The sequence below is a fragment of the Paraburkholderia xenovorans LB400 genome, from assembly GCF_000013645.1.
GTDB classification, from domain to species: domain Bacteria; phylum Pseudomonadota; class Gammaproteobacteria; order Burkholderiales; family Burkholderiaceae; genus Paraburkholderia; species Paraburkholderia xenovorans.
Genome location: NC_007952.1, coordinates 3144048 through 3160664, shown reverse-complemented (window position 1 = coordinate 3160664; position 16617 = coordinate 3144048). Strand labels below are relative to the sequence as shown.

General features: G+C 61.5%; 14 protein-coding genes. 7 read left to right on the top strand and 7 right to left on the bottom strand.

The genetic code is table 11. The features are described from left to right. Positions 1–22 precede the first annotated feature (22 nt). On the top strand, positions 23–3466 hold the full coding sequence (locus tag BXE_RS35885; protein WP_011493025.1) for an RHS repeat-associated core domain-containing protein: 3444 nt from the start codon (positions 23–25) through the stop codon (positions 3464–3466). A 510-nt stretch (positions 3467–3976) separates the two neighbouring features. On the opposite strand, the gene BXE_RS44810 is transcribed toward BXE_RS35885, so the two are convergent. Next, positions 3977–4108: a SymE family type I addiction module toxin gene (locus BXE_RS44810; protein WP_081435602.1), complete on the bottom strand. Its 132-nt coding sequence runs from the start codon at positions 4106–4108 to the stop codon at positions 3977–3979. Positions 4109–4543: 435 nt separating this feature from the next. On the opposite strand from BXE_RS44810, the gene BXE_RS35875 reads away from it, so the two are divergent. Beyond that, a complete protein-coding gene (locus BXE_RS35875) occupies positions 4544–4984 on the top strand; it encodes an immunity 50 family protein (RefSeq protein ID WP_233518993.1) in 441 nt (146 codons plus the stop codon). Positions 4985–5042: 58 nt separating this feature from the next. Here BXE_RS35875 and BXE_RS35870 read toward each other — a convergent pair whose 3' ends face one another. From BXE_RS35870 to BXE_RS35845, 6 genes are all read right to left on the bottom strand, one after another. Next, the gene (locus BXE_RS35870) at positions 5043–6749 is read right to left on the bottom strand and encodes a J domain-containing protein (RefSeq protein WP_011493022.1); all 1707 of its coding nucleotides are present in this window, start codon (positions 6747–6749) and stop codon (positions 5043–5045) included. A 6-nt stretch (positions 6750–6755) separates the two neighbouring features. Next, a complete protein-coding gene (locus BXE_RS35865; protein ID WP_011493021.1) occupies positions 6756–8465 on the bottom strand; it encodes a molecular chaperone HscC in 1710 nt (569 codons plus the stop codon). Positions 8466–8752: 287 nt separating this feature from the next. After that, positions 8753–9214, bottom strand: a complete 462-nt coding sequence (locus BXE_RS35860; protein ID WP_011493020.1) for a GNAT family N-acetyltransferase — start codon at positions 9212–9214, stop codon at positions 8753–8755. 127 nt (positions 9215–9341) lie between these two features. Continuing rightward, positions 9342–10445 carry an NAD(P)/FAD-dependent oxidoreductase gene (locus BXE_RS35855; RefSeq protein ID WP_011493019.1) on the bottom strand — a complete coding sequence of 368 codons (1104 nt, stop codon included), beginning with the start codon at positions 10443–10445 and terminating at the stop codon, positions 9342–9344. A gap of 138 nt (positions 10446–10583) precedes the next feature. After that, a complete protein-coding gene (locus BXE_RS35850) occupies positions 10584–10787 on the bottom strand; it encodes a DUF3562 domain-containing protein (protein ID WP_040124290.1) in 204 nt (67 codons plus the stop codon). 176 nt (positions 10788–10963) lie between these two features. After that, the gene (locus tag BXE_RS35845) at positions 10964–12028 is read right to left on the bottom strand and encodes a DMT family transporter (protein ID WP_011493017.1); all 1065 of its coding nucleotides are present in this window, start codon (positions 12026–12028) and stop codon (positions 10964–10966) included. Positions 12029–12158: 130 nt separating this feature from the next. Between BXE_RS35845 and BXE_RS35840 the strand changes: the two genes are divergently transcribed. From BXE_RS35840 to BXE_RS35820, 5 genes are all read left to right on the top strand, one after another. Continuing rightward, entirely contained in the window at positions 12159–12767 is a 609-nt protein-coding gene (locus tag BXE_RS35840) for a lipocalin family protein (protein WP_011493016.1), read from the top strand. Positions 12768–12835: 68 nt separating this feature from the next. Beyond that, a complete protein-coding gene (locus BXE_RS35835; protein WP_011493015.1) occupies positions 12836–13612 on the top strand; it encodes a DUF1295 domain-containing protein in 777 nt (258 codons plus the stop codon). 68 nt (positions 13613–13680) lie between these two features. Next, entirely contained in the window at positions 13681–14790 is a 1110-nt protein-coding gene (locus tag BXE_RS35830) for an SAM-dependent methyltransferase (protein WP_011493014.1), read from the top strand. 202 nt (positions 14791–14992) lie between these two features. After that, a complete protein-coding gene (locus BXE_RS35825) occupies positions 14993–15838 on the top strand; it encodes a class I SAM-dependent methyltransferase (RefSeq protein WP_040125130.1) in 846 nt (281 codons plus the stop codon). A gap of 134 nt (positions 15839–15972) precedes the next feature. Further along, the gene (locus BXE_RS35820) at positions 15973–16572 is read left to right on the top strand and encodes a cytochrome b (protein WP_040125131.1); all 600 of its coding nucleotides are present in this window, start codon (positions 15973–15975) and stop codon (positions 16570–16572) included. Positions 16573–16617: the final 45 nt, after the last annotated feature.

Sequence of the window (16617 nt, the reverse complement as noted above, 5' to 3'; positions counted from 1 at the left end):
CTCTTTTCCTCCCGGGAACCCCATGCAAGTCTTTGATGCCCTGGTGGCGCGTCGTGCGCTGCGGCGTCCGTTCGTTCTGTTGCTGTTCTTCATGTTGCTGTCGTGGTTCGTGGTGCCGCATGCGCATGCCAACGACTATTGCAACAGCCGATACATTGCCGCCGGTGCTTATCCCGCCGATCCGCAATGTCCGCTGAAGGCGGCGGCCGCAGACTTCGGCGGCATGGGCGGATACGTGTGTGGCGATCCAAACGTGATCGCGGAATATTGCAGCGGCCCGGCGGGGACCGACACCACCGAACCAGCGTCGCCTGAAGGCAGCATGCCCGACGTGGGAGGGAACGACTGTTCGAGCGACGCCACGGCCGGTTGCGGCAACAGCACCTCGGGCGCCGATCCGGTGAACCTGTACACAGGCCAGTTCTACCAGTACGCGCATGACCTGTCGGTTGCAGATACAGCCGGAAGCTTCGATCTCACGCGGGTCTACCGTAGCGGCGCTTACGATGCGTCGGGCAATCCGTTGACCGGTGCCTTTGGCGTCGGGATGAGTTTTACCTACGACACGATCCTTGCCATGAGCACTGATCGTCAGCGGTTCGAGTTGCGCGAGGCGTCAGGCATTCGCGTGCCGTTCACGCCGCGCGCGGGTAGCAGCAAGATCTGGGACGACCTGACAAGCCCGGGAGAATACTACCGCGCGCGGATCGATGCCGTCGGCAGTTCGGGCATGACGCTGACGTTGCGCGATGGGCGGACTCAGCAGTTCACGATGATTGCCGGCGTCTATCGTCTGGTCCGGTTGCAGGACCGCAATGGCAACGCTGTCGTGATCGCACGCGACAGCAAAACGGGCGCGGTCATGACCGTCAGCAGCCCGAACGGCCGATTGCTCGATTTCACTTCGGTCACTGGCAGCCGCGGCACGCCGCTGGTTTCGCGCGTCAGCGATCCGCTCAAACGTCAAGTGAACTACCAGTACGACGGTCAGGACCGGCTGATCCAGTTCACGGACGCGGGCGGTGGTGTATGGCGATACGGCTGGGACAACCAGAGCCGTCTTGTCACTGTCACCGATCCTCTGGGCAACGTTCAGGTGAACAATACTTACGGGAATGGGCGCGACCTGAAGGACCGCGTTGTTTCGCAGAAACTCGCTGACAACAGTACGTTCGGCTTCGCATACACGGTGGTCAACGGCAAGGTTGTGCAGACCGAAGTGACGGACCGCCGCGGCAGTGTTCGCCGGCTGGAATTCGATGCGAGCGGCCACGTCGTGCGCAATACCTATCCAGCCGGGCTCGACATTGTCCAGGTCCAGACCTATGCGTATGACGCCACCGGTCGGGTGACGAACCGCACATGGGCGGATCGCCAGTACAGCTACGCCTATGACACGAATGGCAACCGCATCGGCGAGGCCGATCAATACGGCACGCTGGTTACGCGTAGCTTCGACAGTTACAGTCGGCTGCTCACGGAGGCACAGGCCGGCGACCCGCAGCGCGGCGTGAGCACGATCTACGCGTACGACGCGAAAGGCAATCTCCTGACGGTCACGGACCGGCTCGGTAACCGTACGACGCTGACGAACGATAGCCGTGGGCGCCCTCTCACGGTGACCGATGCCCTGAAGGGCTTGACGAAATATGTCTGGACCGGCGCTGATCTGACCAGTGTCACGGATCCGCTAAACCGTACTACCCAATTCACGACTGATGCCGCCGGCCGGTTGACGGCGGTACAGGATCCGCTCGGCAATAGGACGTGGCGCACGCTCGATGCACTGGACCGGACTACGGATGTCACCGACGCCGCAGGCGGGGTGAGCCACTTTACATGGGACAGTGGCGCTCACCTGCTCAGTCAGGTCGATCCAAAGGGTGTCACGACGCGCTACACGTACGACGCGATTGGCCGCCCGCGGACTAAAACCGATCCGTTGGGGCACAGTGAAACGTATACGTGGAACAGCGCCGGACAGATCGAGTCGTTAACTGACCGTAAAGGTCAGGTGACGAGCTACACCTACGATGCCGCTGGCCGCGCTTTGCAGACGGACTTCCGGACGGAGCCTGGCGCGTTGCCGGTTCGAAGCTGGGCGTATGGCTGGAACGATGCACTCGACAAGCTGAACGGCACGCGCGACTTCATTCCTACCGCGGACGGGCGGCACCAGAAGGAAGTCGATACGGTATTCCACTACGACAGCCTTACCGGCAAGCTGGTCCGCGCATTGGAGATCCCGACGTTTCAAGGAATCTGGACGTATCGCTACGCGCCCGACACCCGTGATCTGGCCGGCATCGATATGGATCGCGCAACGGTGAACTACAGCCGTGACGCGGAACATCGGGTGACCCAGATCCAGTATGAGGTAAATGATGAAGCGCCACGCACGTTCAATTACGCGTACGACCCGCTGGGGCGGCCCGGTCAGGTCACGTTTGCCAATGGCATCGTGGCAACCTATACGTGGGACGCCGCGAGCCAGTTAACGGGCATCACCTACAGGCGTGCTGACGGAAACGTACTGGGCGACCTGACATATGGCTACGACCTTGCAGGCCGGCGTACCAGAGCAGGTGGCAGTCTTGCGAAGGTCAACCTGCCGCAGGCGGTGAGTGACGCGCAGTACAACGGCGCGAATCAGTTGACGCGCTGGGCGGGGAAGACACTGTCGTACGACCTGAACGGCAATCTCGCTAGCGATGGTGTGAATCAATTTGGCTGGAACGAGCAGAATCTGCTGAGGCAGATCAGCGGCGGCGTGACGGCCAGCTTCAGTTACGACATGTTCGGCCGGCGCAACGATCGCACGGTCGATGGCCACCGCATGCAGACGGCCTGGATTGGCGATGAACTGAACTTCATGGTGCAGGATGGTGACTGGTCACAGCGTATTCGCATGTTCTCGCCTTATCAGGCAGGCGGCCCGGACGAGCTGACGTTCCGGCGTATTGGTGACGACGCGAGCCTGGACAGGTATGTGCTGCGCGATGCGAATAATAATGTGATCGCGCTCACGGATGCGGATCAGCAAAGTCAGACGCAGTACAGCTATGAGCCATACGGCGCGACTGTTCAGACAGGTGTTGCCGATCCCAACCCGCAGCAGTACACCGGGCGGGAGAATGATGGGACGGGGTTGTATTACTATCGGAACCGGTATTACAGTCCGGCGACCGCACGGTTCATTAGTGAAGACCCCCTAGGCTGGGCGAGTGGGCAGACGAATGCGTATGCTTATGTGGGTGGGAATCCGGTTCAGTTCACGGATCCGTTTGGGCTTGGACCATGGGACCAGAAGTATGGCTTGTCGAATACTTATTGGAATTGGCTCCACCGGCAAGATGGCGGTTCGTTGATCAAAGAGCTTAAAGACCCACGGACCGGGCAGGTCCCGAAAGACACTGCGTTGGAGTACTACAAGATATATCTTTTTGAGACCGGGCAATGCGGGTGAAGGCTCAATATTTGTGAGGTGATGAACTTTATGCCTGGTTGCATTTTTTGTGGATCTGGTGCGGACTTCGATGTAGACGGATTCTTGGCGTCCTCTCCGTGGTCCGGTATAGCAGACATATTTCGACGCGGGCCGACTGGGAATGCATACCGCCCCATCAGAGAGTCCTCGTCCCTACAAATCGCGGTGTCGCCAATTGACGAGCATCTCCTTGAACCGCAGACTGATGCGACGCTCAGTTTCTTGCGAAGCTACGAGGCTGAAGTGAGGCGGCTGGTCAGGTTTCCCGGGGTGGACGCGGTCGAGTTCCGCATGGGCCTCTTCTGGTTGCCCGACACAGCTATTTACCCGATTTCGCTCACGCCATCGTTTCTCAAGGCAGTTGGCGACGTCGGTGCGACCGTTGACATATATGTTTATGCAAGTGACGGCGTAAATTAGGTTGAGCGTTGCCAGTGCAATCTGAAGTTGCAGCGACAGAAGGGGCCGCATTTGCGGCCCCTTCTGTATTTAAAGCGGCGTAATGATGAGTTTCTGGTGTTCGACGGTGATACGTACGCGTGATCCGGGTTCAAAGCCGGCGGTCTCGATCCAGCGGCCGGAGAGCTTCATCCACGGAAAGGGGGCCGGCTCCTCGCGCATATGGAAGGGCAAGCGTGTCGGCCTCTAATAGCTTAACGATTAAGCCTCACTTGTTTCGAGATACAAATCATTCGACAATGGCGTTTGGAAGAAATTCTTCTGCCCGGCGCAGGCGAAGTGCCGGAAAAAATTTGCCAAATAAGGGAAGCAGGCTGGGCGAGGGTGGGTCCGTGACAAGGCGTTGTCATTACCATTATTACCACTATTGCCACTCCAGCCCGACAACCGGACGATTCCTCATTGAGGATCCAATTGACCGGACCAGTGGGCAAACGAACTCGTATGTTTACTTGGATGACAATCCGCTTCCCATAGCTACCATCCGATTAAGCTGCGTACGGCAGCCGTACTGCTTGAGCCCAATACATTGCCCACGACTGATCGCAGTACTTTTGGTGATCTTACATGCACTGTCGGATCCTGGAATTAATTCGCATGACGAATGAAACGCCGGACTATGGATGGAGTGAGGTCGGCAATGCTATCTTGCTAAAGAAAGTATTCGGTTATTGGCCTGCTTTCCATGACGCATACCTCTTGTCTATCCATACGAAGCAACGAAGGTGTGGCGTCGCGATCATTGATATCACCATCGAGTTGCGCCACTGGGGGCAGGATGATCCAGACTGGACCGTACGTGGATCCGATTGCGTCATTACGCTGACGTTCTTCGATGTAAAGATTGTGGGCATCCCTATGGCCACATTTTTTGAAGATAATTCAATAGACGAAATTCACTATGCGAGGACAGACGACGACCTACTACTTTTCGAACTTGATCCTAATACCGGCTCAGGTATATTCCTCGCATGTGTGTCTGCAGAGATTTCTCGAATAGAACCGTATCAGCCGGGCGTCGCCTCTACAACGACATGACTTCTCAGATGCGACACGTTTCAGAAGCCCCAACGCACCCGCCAATCTCGACATCCCTCTACCCCGCCCGCCGCCTGCCCCCCTCGATAACCCACACACTCATCACCCCAGCACTCACGCACGCAACAATATCCGGTTTATAAATCGCCAACACCATCCAGACCAGATTCGCATACCCACGAAAAAACGCCGGTACAGCGCCGCGCAGATCGCTCCAATGCGTCGTCGCCAGCACGCCGCCCGCTGCCGACATCACCGCAAACAAGGCCCACGCATACTGTGTCGCACGCGCTTCGCGCTGCACCAGCAACACGATCAACGCTGAAAACCCAACGAACCAGAAAGGCGCGCAAGCCCAAAACACCCGTGGTCGACGCGCAACCCATTCGCGCCATTCCGCTTGCGAAAAAGAAATAAAGAACGCGAACAACACCCCATGCGCATAAGGCATCAACCACGCGCGCGGGTCCGCAGCGATCCAGTGGCCCGCAAAGCCCAGCGCCGTCGCACTGACGGCGGCAAGTATCGCGAGTTCCTTGACTGGCGGCCACCCATACACCAACGCAGCCCAGATCGTGCAGCCCCCCAACGTAGCCATCGCGATCGATGTCGACCTGCCGCTGCCGTCGTCGCACAGCGCAACGGCGGTGGCACCGAGCCACACGGGAACCCACCCATAACGCAGCCAACCGATCGCACGCAACGCCCGCAGCTTCTGTTGCTGGGGCTCGGATAGCAACACGGTGGTAGTGGCGATAGTCACCAGAGCGAGCATGAGCGTCGACAGAAGAATGCCCAGTTGAGCAGGCGACCACTGGTCGAACCATCGCCCACGGTTGTGGTTGAGCGAAGCACTGGCAAACAGCAAACCGCACCACGCATTCAGCGCAAGCGCCGGACCAAACAATCGGCCCGCGCCGATGCGGAATTTGAGGCAGCGTCCCCAGAAATCGACCTTTCCGGCATCCAGCCGCAGCCGCACGACATTCGGATGGTAGCGGCCGAGTGCGATCAGCAACTGCTCCATTTCGGCGCGCACCCCGGCACGAAGCAGCGCTCCTGCGCCTGCGGCCATTTGAGGCACCGGCCCTTCGAGCAACGCCATTGCGTTGGTGAAGCGCAGGCGCAGCGCGTCATAGTCCTCGTCGGCAAACACGCGGTCCAGCGCAAGCGCCGCGATGGCCGCGTTGCGCCGCCGCAGATGCATCGCGTTGTCCCGCCAGCCAAGAACCGCGCTCAGGTTCATGCGCAGCCTGGCCGGCGTGTCCTCGTTCAGACAATGACAGAGCGCTTGCCATTCGAGTTCGTCGCGCGTTGCAAGGTTGACGACGGCGGCGAACAGATCCTGCAGCGAACGACGCGACCCGAGGTCATCCGCTTGCGTGACAAAGTTTTGCCAGAGCTGGACGGCGATTTCGAAAGCGTCGGGCTCGCAAGCAGCCTGGACTTCAGACGCGTTGGCCGGGACAGGTTGCGTCGCCAACCGAATTGCAGGATTTTGCGCCGGCTCGATCAACACCGCAGCTTCGGCGCCTTCAGCATTCGCCTCTCCAGGCACAGTATCGGATCCCTTTGCAGCCCCACTGCCCACCATCTGCAACGCCGACTCATACGCGTAACGCAGACGCTGAAACGCCTCGGCATCTTCATCCGGGCGTTGCTGTTTCAACAGGCGTGCATACGCACGGCGCACCGCACGTTCGTCGGCATCCGACTCGATGCCGAGCACGTCCCACGGCCAATGCGTGTTCGAGATCGTATTCATGGCCGGTCAATAAGTCACATGCACGTCGAAACGATCCAGCAGCGTGCCCAGTTCGCCGCGCGCTTGCGCGATTTCGTCCGCATTCTGACGCTCGATCACCGCCTGGAAGCGAGCGATATGCGCGGCCAGATATTGCCGATGGTCGCCCAGCGTCTCTTCGTAGACACGGTCGGCGCGCGTCAGCAGCGTGCGGTTTTCGAGTTGATCGCGCGGATGGATCTTCAATGCACTCAACGCAACAAGGCGCTCGCGGATTTCTTCCGGCGTCATCACGCCGGGGTTTTCTTCAATTACCATCGCGCGCTTCCTGCCGTCCGGAAACGCAGTGGCTTCCACTTCGAGCACGCCGTTGATGTCGTAAGTGAAGCGCACGTCCGCGCCTGCTTCTCCCGCTGGTTTGGGCGGCACGTCGAGCGTGAATTCGCCGAGCGATACGTTGTCCGCGGTCAAACGCGCTTCGCCCTGAAACACCTTGATGCTGAGTATCGGCTGACGGTCGCGCACGGTGAAAATGCGCTGCATGCGGCTCACCGGCACAATCGTATTGCGTTCGATGATCGGCAGAAAGTGACCGGGCACGAACTGACTCGGGCCGATCTGCATGGCCGTATCGATGCCGAGGCTATACGGCGCGACATCGGTCAGCACCATTTCGTCGAGCCCGGCGTCGCGTCCCACAAGGCCGGCCTGCACCGCTGCGCCCAGCGCGACCACCTCGTCAGGGTTCAGGTGTGCGGTGGGCAGGCGACCGAACATCTTCGAGACCAGCTTGCGGACCATCGGCATGCGTGAAGCGCCGCCGACAAGGATGATCTCGTCGAGCGCAGCAACGGCGATCTTCGAATCGCGCAATGCGCGTTCCACCGGTTTGCGCAGCCGTTGCAGCAAATGCTCGCAGGTGCGCTCGGCGCTCGCCGCATCGAGTTCGAGCACGTACTCGTTGCCGTCGATTGTGAGCTGAAGCGTGACGCTTTCAACGCCGTTCTGCGTGAACTGACGTTTTGCACGTTCGGCCTGCTGATGCAGACGCTGTGCCGCAACCGGCGCGAGCGCCCTGATTTTCAGGCCGTTGCGCTGGCAGAACAACCCGGCCAATGCTTCGGTGAAGTCTTCACCGCCCAGGAAATTGTCACCGGTGCTCGCGCGCACTTCCATCACGCCTTCGAAGAAGTCGAGCACGGAAACATCGAACGTGCCGCCGCCGAGATCGAAGATCAGAAACTTGCGCTCGCTATCGCGTTGATGCACGCCATACGCAAGCGAGGCCGCGGTCGGTTCGTTGACGAGGCGCAGTACATTGAGACCGGCCAGTTCCCCGGCAATGCGCGTGGCTTTGCGTTGTGCGTCGCTGAAATAGGCGGGCACGGCGATTACCGCGTCGCTCACCGCTTCGCCGAGAAAGGCTTCGGCGTCGGCCTTCAGCGATTTGAGCACCAGCGAAGAGAGCTCTTCGGGGCGCAGCGTTTGCGCGCCGAGCGACACGGTGCGGCTCGTGCCCATGTAACGCTTGAAGTTCGCGGCGGTACGCTCGGGATGCGTATGCAAACGGTCGTGAGCAGGGCGGCCGACGAGGATCGAGCCGTCGTCGTCGATGGAAACGCATGACGGCGTGAGGGTCTCGCCCAACGCGTTCGGGATGAGGACGGCGTGGCTGTCGCGCCAAATTGCCGCGAGACTATGCGTGGTTCCAAGATCGATGCCGATGATCGAAGGCATGTACAGTTTCCGATTCGTTTGCGCCCCTCCATGAGGAGATCGCCCAAGGGTTCGCTGATGAAACGCGTGGAGCCGGGTGCAGCTCCGTCCAATGGCGATAACGGCAGACCGCACGCAAACTTGAGCGGCGTGGGCAGAGGCGACGGTGAGAATCGGATCGGACAATGCGCCGCGCAGGGCGGCCGGGTGATCGGCCGGACCTGCGAATGCGGTGGGCGGTGCGACCTACACGGCACAGTGCGACAAGCTGGAAGCGCGCCAGGCGAGCGCGCTGCGCGGCATCGACATCACAGCGCTTTGCGATAGACCACGAACCCCGAACGGTCCGCGACCTTGTCGTACAGCTTCATTGCCGTCTGATTGGTTTCGTGCGTTTGCCAGTAAACGCGTTGCGCACCATCGGTTCTGGCGCGCGCATAGACCGCCTCGATCAACGCGCGGCCGACACCCTTGCCACGCTCGGTATCGAGCGTGTACAGGTCTTGCAGATAGCAGATCGGTCCCGCCATCGTCGTGTGACGGTGATACAGGAAATGCACGAGGCCGAGCAGCTTGCCATTGCGCTCGGCGACCATTGCATGCATCGGCTCGTAGCCGTCGAAGAAACGCCCCCAGGTGATTTGCGTGATCTCGCGCGGCAACGCTGTCTCACCCGAGCGGCCATAGAACGCGTTGTACGCGTCCCATAGCGGCAACCAGGCGTCGAAGTCGGCGGGTGCGGCGGGGCGGATTTGAAGCGGGCCGGACATGTTTGATTCCTCGTTAAGTGAAGAGTCTCAAACCGTCAGCATAAGAAATTTGTCGCGCCATTGTTAGCTCCACCAAACGGCCAGATTCTGGAGCCACAGGCAGCGTGATTGCCAGCGCTATGACGCGTCAGGGCATCTCTGCCCTGAGCCATCGCGCGAGCATCGCGTCGTCGCGGGTTTCCAGCGACTCCGCGATCCGGCGCCCTACTGCCGCGCCGAATTTATACCCATGCCCGGAGCATGCGGACAGCACCAGCGTGTTGCCGATCCGCTTCGAAAAGAACCGTTTGTCCGCCGTGAACGTGTACGCGCAGGTTTTTACTTCGGATACCGTATATTCGTCGATGCGGCTGAACGGCGGCGAAAATAGCCGGCGCAAACGGTCGCCTTCACCGGGCGCCGCAATGCGGTTCGCGTCGGGGTCCGGCGCGAGCGTCTTATTGACGCCGGCGCCGAACTTCAGACCCATGCCGTCGATGGGCGGCAGCACATAGCCGTCACTCGCGCCGCCTATATCCACGATCGCGGGCGCCGCCGACCACGCGTCTTCCAGATCCGCGGGCGGCCGCAGATAAGCGACGGTATTGCGATAGGTCATCAGGTTTTCGGCGAGCGCGGGGAACAGTTGCAACGTCCACGCACCCGCGGCCACCACGAGCTGGTCGGCGCGTACGACAGTGTCGTTTTCAATGCGCACGGAGGCGGCGTGCGGATCCACAGCCAGCACTTTGGTGTGCATGCGGATGTCGGCGCCGCGCATCTTGAGCCACGCTTTCATGTCGCGTGCAATGCGTTCGCTGAACAGTGCGCCGCCGTCGTGATCGAGGTATGCGTAACGAAACGAGTTCGGGTCGAGAAAGGGGTAACGCGCGGCTGCTTCGACTGGTTCGAGCATTTCATACTCGAATTCCATGCGGTCGAGTCCGGCACGGAACTGTTCGGCGCCGTCGCCTGCGAATTGCGAAATGCCGAGTACGCCGCAATTCGCGTAGTGTGATACGCCCAGGTCGTTCCACAGCAGGTCCCAGCTATCGAGAGCCTCGGCAATGGTGTGTGCGTAACCGTCTGCATTGCCGTAGGCGCGGCGTATCATGCGGTGCTGGTCGCCGGAAGCGGCGAGCGGATTGGGAATCGAGCCTTGCTCGATCAGTGTGATGTCGTGTCCCTGTTTCGAGAGCGACCACGCCGTGCTCAAGCCGGCAATGCCCGCGCCCACGATTGTTACCCGCATGCCCACTCCCCCAGTCGATCGTCGTGGGTCAGAGTCTAGCAGCGGGAAAAATAATCGGCGCACATCATCTGTATCCGCGCTCGATTCGATCGCGGCGAAACGCCGTTCGGCAAGCGGTGGTCTCCGCGCGCCGCCGTGTCAGTGTTTGCGATCCGCGCTATGGCGAAGCTGGTTGCGGACTTTTTTCGCGGCAAAGAGCGGTACGTAATCGAATACACGCGCGTCCTGCCGGTAGACGGCCACGATGTCCGCGTACAACTTCGAGACTGTTTCCGTCGGCGTGTCGGTTTCCTCGGCGATGCTTCTCATCAATTCGTCTACGTTGGGCTCGGGTTGTGACATGGGCTTCTCCAAGGTGGGCAGGCGGGTTGGACGGACAAAGCGCGGACAGCAGGAGTTTCATTAGAGGATGCGATCCGCGACCGTGCCAATTGAATCGATCTATCGCATGATTCGATTCACAGAGATTTTTGTCTTGCAGTGCAGCAAGTGCCCGCGCGGCGTGGTTTGTCGGAAAATCAATGCGTATGCCGGTGGTGAATATCGGGGAAATGCGCGTGCGCGTGCGTTATTGGTGCATGACGGTGCGGATGCGTGTGCGGCTCGGCGCCGTCCCACGCAAAATCGTGCTCGTGCTGATGATGCGCGTCGTGCCGGTGACGGTGCGTGTGGTCGAGCGCATCGTGCGCGTGTTGATGCTCATGACGCTCGCGAATGTGCAGCCACACACCCAGCGTCATCAGCGCGGCGGCGATCCAGAACAACGGCGGCGGCAGCTCCGGCCAGAGCAGCCAGGACAAGGTCACGCCGAATAGCGGAGCGACCGAGAAGTAGGCGCCGGTTCGCGCGGTGCCAAGATGGCGCAGCGCGACGACGAACAGCACGAGACTGACGCCGTAGCCCGCAAAGCCCGTGAGCATGGCAAGCATCGTGATCGAGACCCTGGGCCATGCGGCGCCGAGCGTGAGCGCGAGCGCCACGTTGACCAAACCCGCTACGAGCCCCTTTATGCAGGCGATAAACATAGCGTCGTGCGCCGACACCTTGCGCGTGAGGTTGTTGTCGACGGCCCAGCACGCGCATGCGCCGGCCAGCAGCAATGTGCCGGGCGGCAGCCCCGCCGCGCCCGGCTGCCAGGACAGCGCCACGCCGCCCGCGACGATTGCGGCCATGCCGAGGAACACCTGCGTGTCGACGTTCTCGCGAAACACGATCCATGCGATCAGCGCGGTGAACACGCCTTCCAGATTGAGCAGCAAGGAGCCGGTGGTGGCCGGCGTCGTTTTCAAGCCCAGCATCAACAAAGCGGGACCCGCGACGCCGCCAGCCACGATCGCGCCGGCCAGCCACGGCACATCGTGTAGCGGGAAGCGGCTATGGCCGGCTGGTTGCCCGGCGCCTGTGCGTTTCAGCCGGCGAGCCAGAATCAGGGCGCCGAGGCCGCCGCCGCTGCCGAGATAGAACAGCCCGGCAAGCAGGAACGGCGAGAGCGAGCCGAGCAGCGCCTTGGCGAGCGGCGTGGTCGCGCCGAACAGGGCGGCGGCGAGCAGGGCGGTAAACGCTGCGTTGAAGCGGGTGGGCATGAGCGGGTAATTCGTGAAGGAGCGGGCGTTGCAGACACGTCAATGCTAACCGGATGCAGCGGCGGGCGCGCATCCATCCGGCTACATGGAACGTAATAGGTTGATTGTCGTCACGTTCGAGGCCATTGCCATGCGCCGTGCTGTCCATGTCACCATCGCTGTTGCCGCCGCGACCGTTCTGCTGCTGTCGTTCGCGGGTTGCTCCAACAATCCACCCAATCCCAATCCGCGCGCGAGCGAACCGCTTGCCACCGTGCCCGTCGACTTGCCGCGCTATATGGGCCGCTGGTACATCATCGCGAACATTCCGTATTTCGCCGAGCGCGACATGGTGGCGAGCCGTGCGGAATGGAAATTGCGCCCGGACGGCAAGATCGACGACTCGTATTACGGCCGCAAGAAGAGTTTCGACGCCGAAGAAAAGCATTATCAGTTCCTCGACACGCCCGTGCCCGGCAAAAATGGTGGCGAATGGAGCGTGCAACTGTTCTGGCCCGTCCACGTGACGCAACTGACGCTCTATGTCGATCCGGACTACCGCTACACGATCCTCGGTTATCCCGGCAAAAACCTCGGCTGGATTTTTTCGCGCGAGCCGGACATGAGCGACGACACCTATCGGGCCCTGCTTGGCCGGCTCGACGCGATGGGCTACGACACCTCGCGTTTCAGGCGCGTGCCGCAGCGGCCGGATCAGCTGGGCAAGGCGGGCTTCGCCTCGCCGGGCGACAAGGACTAGCGGGCGCCGGGCGCATCCGTTCCCGCTTTCGAAGCGTATAACCCGCATTGCCATTGACCGGGGGACCCATGCCGCCACTTGCCGCCGCCGTGATTGCGCTGCTCGGCCTCGTCGTGATTTTCAGCGCGGCCTGGGCGTGGCAGCTGAAGACGGAAAACGCCGGGATGGTCGATCCCATCTGGGCCTATTCGCTCGGTCTTGTGGCCGTGCTTTACGCCGTGCTCGGCACCGGCGACCCCATCGCGCGCGCATTGACCGCGCTGGGCGGCTTGATCTGGGGCGTGCGGCTCGGCACGCATTTGTGGAAACGCAACGCCGGCAAGCCGGAAGACGCGCGCTATCACCGTTTCCGCGAAGAATGGGGCGATCGCGCGGCGAGCAGGATGTTCTGGTTTTTCCAGTTGCAAGTGGTGATTTCGATGTTGCTTTCGATCGCGTTTCTGGTGCCGTCGTATCGCGGCACGGCGCCGGCCGTAGGGTGGGTCGTGCTGGCCGCGGCGGTGTGGATCGTCTCCGTGGCCGGCGAAAGCGCCGCGGACCGCCAGTTGCGAAACTTCAGGGCCGATCCGGCCAATCGCGACGCTGTGTGCCGCGTCGGCTTATGGCGTTATTCGCGGCATCCGAATTACTTCTTTGAATGCGTGCATTGGCTTGCCTATATCGCGCTGTCTGTCGGTACGCCTTGGGCCTGGTTCACGCTGTTGCCGCCGGTATTGATGGCTTTCCTGTTGCTGAAGCTCTCCGGCATCCCGCTGCTCGAAGAAGTCATGGCAAAGCGGCGCCCCGCTTACGCCGATTACATGCGCACCACCAGCGCGCTGATCCCGTGGCCGCCACGGCATTGAAGACCCGCGCAGGGCGCAAGCGCAGCACCTGCAAGAGAATCGCCCAAAAACGATAGGGAGTCAGCCTCATGAGTCTTTCCACAGCCGATCACACCATGCCGCCCCCGCCCGCCGAGCCCGGCGACGGCTGGCTCATCCAGTGTTGCGAACGCGGCTGGCTGCCCGACGGCGTGATCCGTTTCGGCATGCATCAGCTCATGCGCCAGCGTCTGCGTGACGAAGCGGTCAATAACGGCGAGGTGCGTTCGCAAAGGCTCAATCGTCTGCTCGACGATCTGCGCGCAAGTCCGATCGCGATCGAAACGCAAGCCGCCAATACGCAGCATTACGAGGTGCCGGCGTCGTTCTTCCACGCGCATCTCGGGCCGCGTCTGAAGTATTCGTGCTGCCTGTATCCCACCGGCAGCGAGACGCTCGCGCAAGCCGAGGCGGCCATGCTCGAACGCTACGCCGAGCGCGCGGAACTGGCCGACGGTCAGCGGATTCTCGACCTCGGCTGCGGCTGGGGTTCGCTGTCGTTATGGCTCGCGGCGCGGTATCCGAATTCGCGGATCGTCGCGCTATCGAACTCGCATGGGCAGCGCGCGTTCATCGAAGCGCGCGCGGCCGGGGCGGGCTTGCACAATCTCTCGGTGGTCACGGGCAACATCGTCGATTTCGAATTCGACGACGTCGACGACGCGCAGTCCGGTCGCGGCTTTGATCGCGTGGTGTCGATCGAGATGTTCGAGCACATGAAAAACTACGGCTTGCTGCTGGCAAAAATTGCACGCTGGATGCGCGATGACGCAAAGCTGTTCGTGCATATCTTCGTGCATCGCACGCTTGCGTACCACTTCCAGGTGCAGGACGGCAGCGACTGGATGTCGAAGTACTTCTTCACCGGCGGCACGATGCCGTCCGAGGCGCTGCTGCTCAATTTCCAGGACGACCTGCGCATGGAGCGGCAGTGGTGGGTGAGCGGCACGCATTACGAGCGCACGGCGAATCATTGGCTCGCCGCGCTCGACGCGGCGCGTGACCGGGTAATGCCGATGCTCGCCGACACCTACGGCGCGCGCGATGCGGCCGTGTGGCTGCAACGCTGGCGCATGTTCTATATGGCCGTGGCCGAGCTATTCGGCTACGCGAACGGAAACGAGTGGGGCGTTGCGCATTATCGGTTCGTGAAGCGTTGAATGGTAGCCGTCCGGATATGATTTGCCGCGCCGCCACGAAACTGCGCGGTCAAATAGATATCCAACCGGCAGGACCGATCCCGTCGCACGAACGCTGACCGGATCGAATTGCATGGCGACATCGGCGAAAATACGCCGCAGCAACGACAATGACGTTCTGTTCGCTGGCCTGTTGCCGCCGCCCACCTGCCTGGAACTGCCGATGACCGCACCGATTCCGTTCGTCCCCGACCGCTTCAAGACCAATGCCGCGCACTACCTGGCGGGCCGTCCACCCTATTCGCCGCGCCTGATTCGCCGCGTCGCGCAGTCCTGTGAACTCGGCGGTTCGCACCGGCTGCTCGATCTCGGCTGCGGGCCGGGGCAGTTGTCGCTGGCGTTTTCTTCGTGGGTCGGTTCGGGGCTTGCACTCGACCCCGAACCGGAAATGCTGCGCATCGCGGCGGACCTCGGCGCCGGGATTGCACCCAACATCGAGTATCGCGAGGGCAGTTCCTATGACCTGTCGCCGGCTTTGGGGCGCTTTCGCCTGGCGGTGATCGGACGGGCGTTTCACTGGATGGACCGGCCCGACACGCTCGCCCGGCTGGATGCGCTGATCGAACCCGAAGGCGCGGTCGCGCTGTTCTCGACCGCGATCGTCACCGACGCGCCGATTGCCTGGCTCGCGCCCTACCATGCGCTGTTCGAAGAGTATGCACACGACGACCCGGCGCGCATGCAGCGCAAGTCGGACGACTGGGCGAGCCACGACACGGTACTCGCGAAATCGTCGTTTCCGGCGCTCGAGCGCGTGTCGATTGTCGAAACGCGGCGGACGTCGGTCGAATCGTTGATCGAGCGCCCCCTGTCGATGTCGAGTCTGTCCCGCGAACGGCTCGGCGAGCGGCTGGACGAACTGCAGGCGCGCATCCGGCAGCTACTGGATGCGCACGCAACCAACGGCTGGGTCGAGGAACGGATCGAGTCGACCGCGTTGATCGCGCGGCGCGAGACAAACCGCCAGGCTGCAGCCGCGGCCTTGGGCCGGGCGCGCGAAATAATCTGAAACATACTGTCAAGCGCCCGGCGGAATAAAGCCGCACACTGGGGCGTTTGACTATTGCTGCGCGCGTGAATCTGCTCGGCATCGCCGGATTTTCAAACAGCTTTCGCAGCAACGCATCTGCGGACGGAACTACCATGAATACGCACGCCGACTCCTTGACCGATTCGAGCGGCACGCCAGTGCCGTCGCGATACACCCGCACGGCCATGCTTCTGCACTGGCTGATCGCGCTGCTGATGATCGGCAACGTGGTGCTCGGCCTGAGCGCGGATTCGTTGCCGGACGACTGGGTGCGCCCGGTGGTCGATACCCATAAGTCGATCGGGATCACGGTGCTCGGTCTCGCGCTCATGCGCATCTTGTGGCGTGTGTCGCACAGGCCGCCGCCGTTGCCGCGCGAGTTTCCGTCGTGGGAGAAGATCGCCGCGCATGTCGCGCATTTTCTGCTGTATCTGCTGATGATTGCGCTGCCGCTGTCGGGCTGGCTGCACGATTCCGCGTGGAAGGACGCGGCGACGCACCCCATGCGCCTGTTCAACCTGTTTCCCTGGCCGCGCATCGGTTACGTGATGAATCTCGATCCGGCGCTCAAGGAGAGCTTGCACGATCGCTTCGGCGCCTTGCACACCTGGCTCGGCTACGCGCTGTATGCGCTGCTGGCGATGCATATCGGCGGCGCGTTGAAGCATCAGTGGATCGATCGCAAGTCGGTTCTGAAGCGCATGGTGCCTTGAGCGCCGCGTCCCCCTTATCAACCGCACCACCGACTAACCCGGCCG

Excerpts from the sequence above, each read along its gene's own strand:
- BXE_RS35870 (WP_011493022.1), bottom strand. The coding sequence starts at position 6,749 with ATGAATACGATCTCGAACACGCATTGGCCGTGGGACGTGCTCGGCATC.
- BXE_RS35825 (WP_040125130.1), top strand. The coding sequence starts at position 14,993 with ATGACCGCACCGATTCCGTTCGTCCCCGACCGCTTCAAGACCAATGCC.
- BXE_RS35840 (WP_011493016.1), top strand. The coding sequence starts at position 12,159 with ATGCGCCGTGCTGTCCATGTCACCATCGCTGTTGCCGCCGCGACCGTT.
- BXE_RS35865 (WP_011493021.1), bottom strand. The coding sequence starts at position 8,465 with ATGCCTTCGATCATCGGCATCGATCTTGGAACCACGCATAGTCTCGCG.
- BXE_RS35855 (WP_011493019.1), bottom strand. The coding sequence starts at position 10,445 with ATGCGGGTAACAATCGTGGGCGCGGGCATTGCCGGCTTGAGCACGGCG.
- BXE_RS44810 (WP_081435602.1), bottom strand. The coding sequence starts at position 4,108 with ATGCGCGAGGAGCCGGCCCCCTTTCCGTGGATGAAGCTCTCCGGCCGC.
- BXE_RS35830 (WP_011493014.1), top strand. The coding sequence starts at position 13,681 with ATGAGTCTTTCCACAGCCGATCACACCATGCCGCCCCCGCCCGCCGAG.
- BXE_RS35875 (WP_233518993.1), top strand. The coding sequence starts at position 4,544 with ATGACGAATGAAACGCCGGACTATGGATGGAGTGAGGTCGGCAATGCT.
- BXE_RS35835 (WP_011493015.1), top strand. The coding sequence starts at position 12,836 with ATGCCGCCACTTGCCGCCGCCGTGATTGCGCTGCTCGGCCTCGTCGTG.
- BXE_RS35860 (WP_011493020.1), bottom strand. The coding sequence starts at position 9,214 with ATGTCCGGCCCGCTTCAAATCCGCCCCGCCGCACCCGCCGACTTCGAC.
- BXE_RS35850 (WP_040124290.1), bottom strand. The coding sequence starts at position 10,787 with ATGTCACAACCCGAGCCCAACGTAGACGAATTGATGAGAAGCATCGCC.
- BXE_RS35885 (WP_011493025.1), top strand. The coding sequence starts at position 23 with ATGCAAGTCTTTGATGCCCTGGTGGCGCGTCGTGCGCTGCGGCGTCCG.
- BXE_RS35845 (WP_011493017.1), bottom strand. The coding sequence starts at position 12,028 with ATGCCCACCCGCTTCAACGCAGCGTTTACCGCCCTGCTCGCCGCCGCC.
- BXE_RS35820 (WP_040125131.1), top strand. The coding sequence starts at position 15,973 with ATGAATACGCACGCCGACTCCTTGACCGATTCGAGCGGCACGCCAGTG.